A 7214-nucleotide genomic window follows, 5' to 3' on the forward strand; every position below is an offset into this window, starting at 1 on the left:
CGGCGGGGCTTTTGCCCCCTGGACGGCGCAATTTTTCCTTGAAATCCGCCAGGATTCCTGGGTCAAAATTGCTTGCCGGCGGCCTAAGGCTGCGTAAACATACGCGCCTTAGACCGCAAAAGGCCCGCCGCAGAGACAGCGTTCTGCGGCGGGCCTTTGTTCAGCCGCAGTCCACGGCCGGGGGGTGGTCCTCCCCCGGGACATACTCCAGCAGATCCCCGGGCTGGCAGTCCAGGGCCCTGCAAATGGCCTCCAGGGTGGTAAACCGCACCGCCTTGGCACGGTTGTTTTTCAGGATGGAGAGGTTGGCCAGGGTGATGTCCACCCGCTGGGAGAGCTCGTTGAGGCTCATCTTCCGCCTGGCCATCATCACATCCAGATTTACGACAATCGGCATGGTCTACCCTCCCAGTACGCTGCCAAGTTAGAAATTGCAGATTGGATTTCGAGCGGAATTTTTGCGGAACAAAGCAGAGGACGCCGGTGGGCTGACGCCCACCAAGGACGATAACGAAGGGATGCGGAAATTCCGCCGAAAGGTAAATGCAAGCTTCTGGCTTGGTGGAGGACTAGGGCTTGTTTGAAAATTGGCGATGTGTCCAGCAGCGAGGGATTTTGGGCCGCTGGCAAGCAATTTTTTCGCAGGAATCCTGGCGGATTTCAAGGAAAAATTGCGCCGTCCAGGGGGCAAAAGACCCGCTGATTGGGCATGTTGACATGTTTCAAACAAGCCCTAAATGGTCAAATCGTTTTCCGCCTTCATCTCCTCCGCCTGGCGGAAGAGGGCGGACATCACCTGGCACAGCAGCCCCGCCATCAGGAAGATGGGCACGAAGAGGGCGTTGTAGGTCAGGAGGGGCGCCGGGGAGCGGTAGTAGAGCAGCCCCCACACCAGCCGCAGCAGGGCCGCCCCTGAGATGAGAAGGCAGCACAGCCCCGCCCGGCGCAGGCTGACGGCATTCCTGAGGGAAAAGGGGGTCCCGGCCAGAATGGTGTCCAGCACCTGCCGCCCCTGCCACAGGATGACGGCGGTGCAGCAGCCGCAGAACAGGAGGAAGAGGGTCAGAACCACGTCATAGGCCCCGCTCCGCCACACCCAGATCCAGCTCATGACGAAGACCATCCAGCTCCGGGTCGGAAGCTCCAAAGCCGCTTCATAGGGGGCCGGCGCCAACAGCGGACCGAAGCCCTTCAGCAGGGCCAGCCCCGGCACCAGGAAGAGGGCCAGCAAATTGCAGGCGATGGTGACGGTCACCAGCACCTTCAAGACGCCCGCCAGCTTCTGTACTCCGGTGTTTTCCATGGAGGCCACCCCTTTCTGTGGGGTCAGTCTACCACGCCCAATATCGTTTGTCAATCTTATTTTATCGAATTACGATATTTCCTTGGGAATCCCGCAGGATAGTAGCATCGGGCTCACCGCACGGCAATCTGCCTCAGCACCTGCCCGATGGCCCCGGTGACGACCAGGTTGGCCCGGGCGTCCATACCGGTGGCGCTCTTGTTGATGAGGACCAGCTTGCGGCCCGGATAGTAGTCGATGAGCCCCGCCGCCGGGTAGACCACCAGGGAGGTGCCGCCGATGATCAGGACGTCCGCCCTGCGGATGTAGTCCACCGCCCGGTGGAGCAGGCGGCTGTCCAGGGACTCCTCGTAGAGGACCACGTCTGGCTTGATGATCCCGCCGCAGGCACAGCGGGGGACCCCTTGGCTCTCCGCGATGACCGAGGTGTCGTAGGCCCTGCCGCACTGCTCACAGAAATTCCGCAGGGTGGAGCCGTGGAGCTCCAGCACCTCCCGGCTCCCCGCCCGCTGGTGGAGGCCGTCGATGTTCTGGGTGATCACCGCCTTGAGCTTCCCCGCCGCCTCCAGCCCAGCCAGCTTTTTGTGGGCGGCGTTGGGCTGGGCGCCGGGCGCCAGGAGCTTTTTCCGGTAGAAGTCGAAAAACTCCTCCGGGTGGCTCCGGTAGAAGCTGTGGCTGAGCATCACCTCCGGGGGATAGGCGAACTGCTGGTGGTAGAGCCCGTCCACGCTGCGGAAGTCCGGGATGCCCGACTCGGTGCTCACCCCCGCCCCGCCGAAAAACACGATGTTGTCACTGCTGTCAATCCAGCGCTGGAGCTGTTCCAGGTTCTCTTCCATGCGGCGCTCCCTCCTCGATTCGCGTGCCGCCGCGTCTGTCGCTTCGGTACCATCATACCCGCTCTGCGGCCAAAAGACAAGAAAAATTTCCCCGCCCCAGGCCAATCCGGGACGGGGATGGGGGCTTATTTTACGGCAATGGCCTCGATTTCCAGCTTGGCCCCCTTGGGGATGGCCGCCACTGCGAAGCAGGAACGGGCGGGGCAGGGCTGGGAGAAGCAGGCGGCATAGACCTCGTTCACCGCAGCGAAGTCGTTGATGTCGCTGAGGAAGATGGTGGTCTTGACCACCTTCTCCAGGGAGCTGCCCCCGGCCTCCAGCACAGCCTTCACGTTGGCCAGGGACTGGGCGGCCTGGGCCTTGATGTCCTCGGGCATGGCCCCGGTGGCGGGGTCCACCGGGAGCTGCCCGGACACAAAGACCAGCTGCTCCGTGGCGATGCCCTGGGAGTAGGGGCCAATGGCGGAAGGGGCCTGGGTGGTGGAAATGGCTTCTTTCATGGGGATGTTCCTCCGTTTCTTTTTTGCTGTGTTCTGCCTGCGGACGGTTTACGCCTTGCTGTGGCGGCGGGCGGCCTCCAGGGTGTTGACCATCAGCATGGCCCGGGTCATGGGGCCCACGCCGCCGGGGACCGGGGTGATGTAGGACGCCTTCTCCGAAACCGGGCCGTAGTCCACGTCTCCGCAGAGCTTTCCGGCCTCGTCCCGGTTCATGGCCACGTCGATGACCACCGCCCCCTCCTTCACCATACCGGCAGTGATAAGGTTCCGCTTTCCCACGGCGGCCACCAGGACGTCCGCCCGGCGGCAGACCTCCCCCAGGTCCCGGGTCCGGGAGTGGCAGACGGTGACGGTGCCGTGGGCGGCCAGGAGCAGCATGGCCATGGGCTTGCCCACGATGTTGGACCGGCCCACCACCACGCACTCCTTGCCCTTGGGGTCGATGCCGTACTCCTTGAGCATCTCCATGACTCCGGCGGGGGTGCAGGGGACGAAGCAGGGCTGCCCGGTGGAGAGCCGCCCCACGTTGACCGGGTGGAAGCCGTCCACGTCCTTGTCCGGGTCAATGGCCAGGAGGACCGCGTCCTCGTCGTAGCCCTCCGGCAGGGGGAGCTGGCAGAGGATGCCGTCGATGTCCTCCCGGGCGTTGAGAGTGTGGATGACCTCCATGAGGGCGTCCTGGCCGGCCTGGGCCGGCAGGGCGTACTCCTCGCTGTAGATGCCGCACTCCTCACAGTCCTTGCGCTTGCTGTTGACATAGGTGCGGGAGGCCGGGTTGTCCCCCACCAGAATGACCGCCAGCCCGGGCCGGCGGGAGAAGCCCCGGACCTCCTGGGCCACCCGGGCCTTGCACTTGGCCGCCAGGGCCTTGCCGTCAATGATCTTCGCCGCCATGATGTTCCTCCTCCTGTTGTGATGTCGTCTGCCGTTGCTTCGCCTCACGGGCGGCCCGCCGGGCCGCCGCCACGCGGTTGGCATAGAGCTCCTCCGGCTTGTGCCGGCGCAGGACCAGATGATAGAACAGAAAGGCCGCCGCCGCCAGGGCCGAGGCAAAGCCCAGGGCCTGGGAGACCCGGATGGGGGTGTGGAAGAGGTAGAGGCTGTCGGTCCGCAGGCCCTCGATGAGCCCCCGGCCAAAGCCGTACCACAGGAAATACCCCCCCATGATCTCCCCGTCGAACTTCCGCTTCTTCCGCAGAACCACGCTCAGCAGCAGCAAAAAGCCCAGCAGGTTCCACAGGGATTCATAGAGAAAGGTGGGGTGGACCTCCATATACTGCCACACCCCGTCCACATAGGCGTCGATGCCCATGCGCCAGGGCAGGCCGGTGGGCCCGCCGTAGGCCTCCACGTTCATAAAGTTCCCCCAGCGGCCGATGCACTGGCCGATGAGGAGGCCGAAGGCGCCCAGGTCGGCGAAGGCGAAGAAGTCGATCCGCCGCACCCTGCAGAAGGCCAGGAGGGTGAGGGCCGCCGCGATGACGCCGCCGTAGATGGCCAGGCCCCCGTCCCGGATGTCCAGCATTTTGAGGACGTCCAGGCCGCCGCCTGCCGTGCGGTAGAAGTCCAGGTAAAAGACGATGTAGTACAGCCGCGCCCCAATGATGGCCAGGGGCACGGCGAAGAAGAGCAGGTCGATGACATCGTCCGGCTTGATGCCGAACCGGGGGGCCATTTTGTAGCAGAAGGCCACCGCCAGCAGGAAGCCTGCGGCGATGATGACCCCGTACCAGTAGACGGGCAGGCCGAAGAGCTGGAAGGCCACCCGGTTCAGGTGGAACTCCAGCCCCAGGCCGGGAAACAGGACAGTCCTGGTCATGCCGGCTCCCCCTTGGGCTTGACCACGGAGAGGGCGGTCCGATCCGGGGTCATCCAGCGGCGGACGGCCTCCTCCACATCGGCCTTGGCAATGGCCTCGAAGACCTCCGGGAAGCGGAAGAGCTCCTCTCCGGCGAAGTGGCCCTGGGCCAGGCTGACGCAGATGAACTCGAAGGAGTTGAGGGCTCGGACCTTGCCGCCGTAGAGCCCCTTCTTCAGCCGGGTGAAGAGGGCCTCGTCCAGGCCCTCGGCCCCGATGCGCGCGGCCTCGGCGGCGATGGCCTCCCGCACCGCCCAGGGGTCCCGGCTCTCGCCCCCCACCGCCAGCAGGGCGCAGCCGGGGTAGGCCTCATAGCCGTAGCTGAAGTTCTGATTCACCAGCCCCTCCCGGTAGAGCCGGGCGTAGAGGGGGGTAGAGGTGCCAAAGACCGCCTCGCAGGCCAGCTCCCCCAGGAAGCGCTGGCGCATGTGCTCCTCCCCCAGGGGGGCGGGGTCGGCCTTCCAGCCCAGCTGGAAGATGGGGGTGGACACCGCCATTTCCCGGACCTTCTCCGGCTGGCAGACCTCCTGGGCCTCCTCCCCGCCGTAGTCCCGGGGGATGTCTTGCAGGCCCTCCCGGGGCAGGATCTCCCGGGCGATGGCGCAGACCTGCTCCGGGTCCACATTGCCGCAGACGCACAGGGTCATATTGCCCGGGTTATAGAAGGCGGCGTGGCAGGCGTAGAGGGTGCCGGCGGTGATCTCCGCGATGGACTCCACGGTGCCGGCGATGCTCACCCGGGCCGGGTTGTGGTGGTAGAGGGACTCCATCATGCCGTAGAACACCTGATTTTCCGGGTCGTCCTCCACCATGCGGATCTCCTGACCGATGATGCCCTGCTCCTTGTCCACGCTCTCCGGGGTGAACCAGGGCTCCGAGACGAAGGAGAGGAGGATGCGCAGGTTCTCCTCGAACTTCTCCGTGCTCTCGAAGTAGTAGCCGGTGAGGGCGGTGGAGGTAAAGGCGTTGGGGCTGGCCCCGTTGGCCGCCAGGTCCTGGAGGGCGTTGCCGTCCTTGGTGTCGAACATCTTGTGCTCTAAGAAATGGGCCACGCCGGCGGGGGTGTCGTGCCATTTCCCGTCCAGGAAAAAGCGCATGTCCATGCCGCCGTAGTTGGTGGCGAAAAAGGCGAAGCTCTTGGAAAACTCGGGCTTGACGTCCACATAGACGTGGAGGCCGTTTTCCAGCTCAGCGTGATACAGCTTCTCCCCCACCTGGGGGTATTCCTTGCAAACCATCGGTTCAGCCCTCCTTGCCTTTCAGGAAATAGATGGTGTCCAGCGCCAGCTTGTGGGCCGCCGCCGCCACCTGGTCCCGGGTGACGGCCCCAATCCGCCGGGCCAGGGCCTGGGGCGCCTCCTCCAGGCCGGCCGCCGCCTGGCCCAGCCAGAAGTCCTCCAGCCGCCCCTGGGCGTCCAGCGTGGCCGAGAGGCTGCTGATGATGGCCTGCCGGGCGGCGGTTATCTCCCAGTCCTCAATGGCCCCCTGGCGGCAGTTTTCCAGCTGGGCCAGAATCTCCGCCTTGGCCTTCTCAAAGCTGCCGGACTCGATGCCGGAGGAGACCATCAGCACCCCCTTGCACTTCTCCAGGGTGGAGCTGGCAAAATAGCACAGGGAGAGCTTTTCCCGGACGTTGAGGAAGAGCTTGGAGGTGGGGGTGCCGCCGTAGAGGGCGTTGAAGACCATCAGGGCGGGGAAATCCTCCGTCCAGACGCAGCTGCCCCCGGTGCGGAAGCCCAGGGCCAGCTTGCCCTGGGTCACGTCCAGGGACTCGGTGACCAGCCTGGGGGCCTCGTGGGAGACCTCCGCCCGGACGCCGCACCCGGGCCGCTCCGGCGTCCCGGTCCGGGGGAGGCCGGCCAGGGCGGAGGTCAGGGCCTCCGCCACCCGGTCCGCCGGGGCCGAGCCGCAGTAGTAGAGCTCGATTGGCGCCTGGGACAGCAGGGCCTGATACCGCTCCCACAGCCCCTCCGGGGTGAGGGCGGCGGCGCGGGCCGCATCCCCCAGCTTGTCCACGCCGAAGGGCTCCCCGGCGCACATCTCCTGGGTCAGCCGCAGCAGGGAGTAGGCGCGCTTTTCGTTGATCTGGGCCTGGATGCGGTCGATGAGGTTGGCGCGCTCCCCCTCCACATAGTCCCGCCGGAAGCCGCCTGACTCCGTGGCGGGCCGGAGGAGCAGGTCCCCCAGCAGTCCGGCGGCGTCCTCCAGGATGTGGGTCTCTCCGGGGGCATAGGCGTCGTCCAGGAAGCTGGCCACGAAGCCCACCGCCTGGGTCTCGCCCTTCTTCCGCACCGACGGCTCGATGGAGCCGCCGTAGAGGTCGTCCAGGGCCGCCGAGAGGGCCTCCATATCGGGGTGTCGGGCGGTGCCCCGGCGCAGGACGCAGGGCAGCAGGGCGTTGGCGGAGGCCGTCTCCGCCGCCAGGGGGGCCAGGAGGGACAGGGAGAGCACGTTGCTCTTAAATTTATCGGTATGCACCGCCGTCAGCCGGACGCCGGGCATCAGTTCCCTGTGAGTCACTTGGATCATTGCAGGGCCATCCTTTCCTTTGTGGTGCGCCGCGTGGAGACGCGGCAGCCATATTATACTATATTTTTCCCGGTTTGACACCCTTAAAACAAAAAAAGACTGCCGCAGGCCCTAGATAGTGTTTACAGGAGAAATGTGGTACAATAGAAATTAAAACAGAGGAAGCGAGGCGGTGCAGAGATGGC

Annotated in this window: 8 protein-coding genes; all 8 read right to left on the reverse strand. The window is 65.2% G+C overall.

What is annotated here, in order from left to right:
- Nucleotides 1-160 precede the first annotated feature (160 nt).
- Nucleotides 161-397 (reverse strand): helix-turn-helix transcriptional regulator, encoded by a 237-nt coding sequence (locus Q0K09_RS09930; RefSeq protein WP_294475828.1) that lies wholly within the window; start codon nucleotides 395-397, stop codon nucleotides 161-163.
- Between the two features lie 336 nt (nucleotides 398-733).
- Nucleotides 734-1303 (reverse strand): DUF2975 domain-containing protein, encoded by a 570-nt coding sequence (locus Q0K09_RS09935; protein WP_294475832.1) that lies wholly within the window; start codon nucleotides 1301-1303, stop codon nucleotides 734-736.
- A 113-nt stretch (nucleotides 1304-1416) separates the two neighbouring features.
- Nucleotides 1417-2142: an NAD-dependent protein deacylase gene (locus Q0K09_RS09940; protein WP_294475834.1), complete on the reverse strand. Its 726-nt coding sequence runs from the start codon at nucleotides 2140-2142 to the stop codon at nucleotides 1417-1419.
- 125 nt (nucleotides 2143-2267) lie between these two features.
- Nucleotides 2268-2642, reverse strand: a complete 375-nt coding sequence (locus tag Q0K09_RS09945) for a RidA family protein (protein ID WP_294475835.1) — start codon at nucleotides 2640-2642, stop codon at nucleotides 2268-2270.
- Nucleotides 2643-2690: 48 nt separating this feature from the next.
- Nucleotides 2691-3536 carry a bifunctional methylenetetrahydrofolate dehydrogenase/methenyltetrahydrofolate cyclohydrolase FolD gene (folD, locus tag Q0K09_RS09950; protein ID WP_294475837.1) on the reverse strand — a complete coding sequence of 282 codons (846 nt, stop codon included), beginning with the start codon at nucleotides 3534-3536 and terminating at the stop codon, nucleotides 2691-2693.
- Nucleotides 3517-4461: a prolipoprotein diacylglyceryl transferase gene (gene lgt / locus Q0K09_RS09955; protein WP_294475839.1), complete on the reverse strand. Its 945-nt coding sequence runs from the start codon at nucleotides 4459-4461 to the stop codon at nucleotides 3517-3519. The genes folD and lgt overlap by 20 nt, the downstream gene beginning before the upstream one ends.
- Nucleotides 4458-5738: a pitrilysin family protein gene (locus Q0K09_RS09960; protein ID WP_294475841.1), complete on the reverse strand. Its 1281-nt coding sequence runs from the start codon at nucleotides 5736-5738 to the stop codon at nucleotides 4458-4460. Before Q0K09_RS09960 ends, lgt begins: the two co-directional genes overlap by 4 nt.
- A 4-nt stretch (nucleotides 5739-5742) precedes the next feature.
- On the reverse strand, nucleotides 5743-7029 hold the full coding sequence (locus tag Q0K09_RS09965) for an insulinase family protein (RefSeq protein ID WP_294475843.1): 1287 nt from the start codon (nucleotides 7027-7029) through the stop codon (nucleotides 5743-5745).
- Nucleotides 7030-7214: the final 185 nt, after the last annotated feature.

Source organism: uncultured Intestinimonas sp. (assembly GCF_944387725.1).
Classification (GTDB): Bacteria; Bacillota; Clostridia; order Oscillospirales; family Oscillospiraceae; genus Intestinimonas.